Below are 1,730 nucleotides of genomic sequence, written 5' to 3'. Positions count from 1 at the left end.
GAGCCTGTCCTGGATCTTGAGTGATGTTAACGCTCTGTAGTGTCGCGGGGTTGCCAGCGTGGGACGGGATTCCCGCGAACGAGACGGCGGACCATGGTGCGGATCATCGCCCAGTGGATGAACGATTCGGAGGTGGCGGGGTGGCGTTCGTAGTCGCGGGCAAGCCGCCGGTGGGCGGTGAGCCAGGCAGATGGGTCGGCCGCGCGGCGAGGTGCCAGCCTGTGGGCTGGTCCTTTTCCGCGCGGCCTCCCGCCGAACCGGACTTGATGGTTTCCCGATCATCCGGCTCTCTGGTGACTACTGCGTGAGTGGTGTGGCTGGATGCCCTGTGTGGATCTGGTCGTGGCAGGTGGCGCAGACCACGAGTGTCTTGCGTCTGCGGTTTGCCATGGCCGTGACCCATGGGGGTGGCAGGGGCCCGGGCGCCGCAAGATCTTTGAGCGCGCGAACGTGGTGAACTTCGACGTTGCCCGTGCGCTGGCAGACCTCGCAGATGTCCGCGAGGAGCCTGGTGAGCAGTTCCTTGTGCGGATGATCGACTCGGGTCGGCTGACGGTCGAGGACCGTCGCGGTTTTCTGCCGGTGGAGTGGGATTCCGCCGAACCGTGCGACCAGTGGCTGCCTGCCCTCGCGTTCGATACGTGCTTCGAAGCAGGTCCGCGGCCCGTGCGGTGTCTCGGTTTTGGCCTTGTGTTTGGCGGCCATCTTCGACATCGATGAGCGGTGCTTGCCTGCCAGGGTCTTGAGCATCGAGGTCTCCATGACCCAGCGCAGCCGGTGAAGTCGATGGACGTCTCCGGCGAGCAGGTAGTACTGGACGATGCCCCGGTAGGTGGCGCCGTAGGTGGCGACGATGGTGTAGTCGTCGCCGTTGGTCAGGGCCTTCTGTTTCGCGGGTTTGCCGCGTCGCAGGTAGGGGGCACATTTGACCTTGATCACATCGCGTGGCACGCGTAGCGCGACCTGGCCGTTGACCGACCGGCGGCGCCGGGTGGTCTTGCTACTGTTGTGCTGAACGGTGATCTCGTAGCCGAGGAAGCAGGCCGCGTCCGTGCGGGCATGGGTGATCAGCGTCTTGTCAGCGGACAGCTCCAGCTTGAGGTCGTCACGCAGGAACTTCGCCAGCCGCTGTTTGATCTCCTCGGCTTCGGCCTTCGGTCCGGCGAACCCGAGCAGATGGTCATCTGCGTATCTGCAGTACCGCAGCCGCCGATAGCCCGAGTCGTCGGGATCGGAGCTGGGAAATCTGACCATTTGTCTTCGCAGCCATCGGGCCTGGGCCCGGTCGCCGCGCCGACGAGCTTTGGCCAGCTCATTCTGCAGTACGAGGTAGGCAGGGTTGCGAGCCCTGCGGTCCCCTCGGGTGTACTCCGGTATCAGGACCTTCTCGACGAACTCATCCAGCTTGTGCAGGTAGATCGAGGACAGGATCGGGGAGGCCACCCCGCCCTGGGGAACCCCTGACAGGGTGGCGCCCCAGGTCCAGTCCTCCAGGTATCCGGCTTGCAGCATGTTGCGCACCAGCCGCAGGAACCTGTTGTCGTGGATCTTCTCCGACAGGATTCCGATCATCAGGTCGTGATCGAACGATCCGAAGCAGTCGGCGATGTCTCCTTCGATGAACCAGGCCGTTCCGGTCCAGGTATTGGCTATCTCCCGCAGAGCGGTGTGGCAGCCTCGCCGGGGCCGGAACCCGTGGGACCGGTCGGAGAACGTCGGTTCGTAGTAAG

At 64.4% G+C, this 1,730-nt stretch carries 1 protein-coding gene; it reads right to left on the bottom strand.

Translation table 11 applies throughout. The features are described from left to right. Positions 1–297 precede the first annotated feature (297 nt). Positions 298–1,730, bottom strand: a 1,433-nt coding sequence (locus AC08OP_RS21360; RefSeq protein ID WP_476615812.1) for a reverse transcriptase/maturase family protein, incomplete at its 5' end; no start/stop codon positions are given.

Source organism: Frankia sp. CeRuru1, from assembly GCF_977966315.1.
This window is presented reverse-complemented; position numbering and strand designations above follow the sequence as displayed.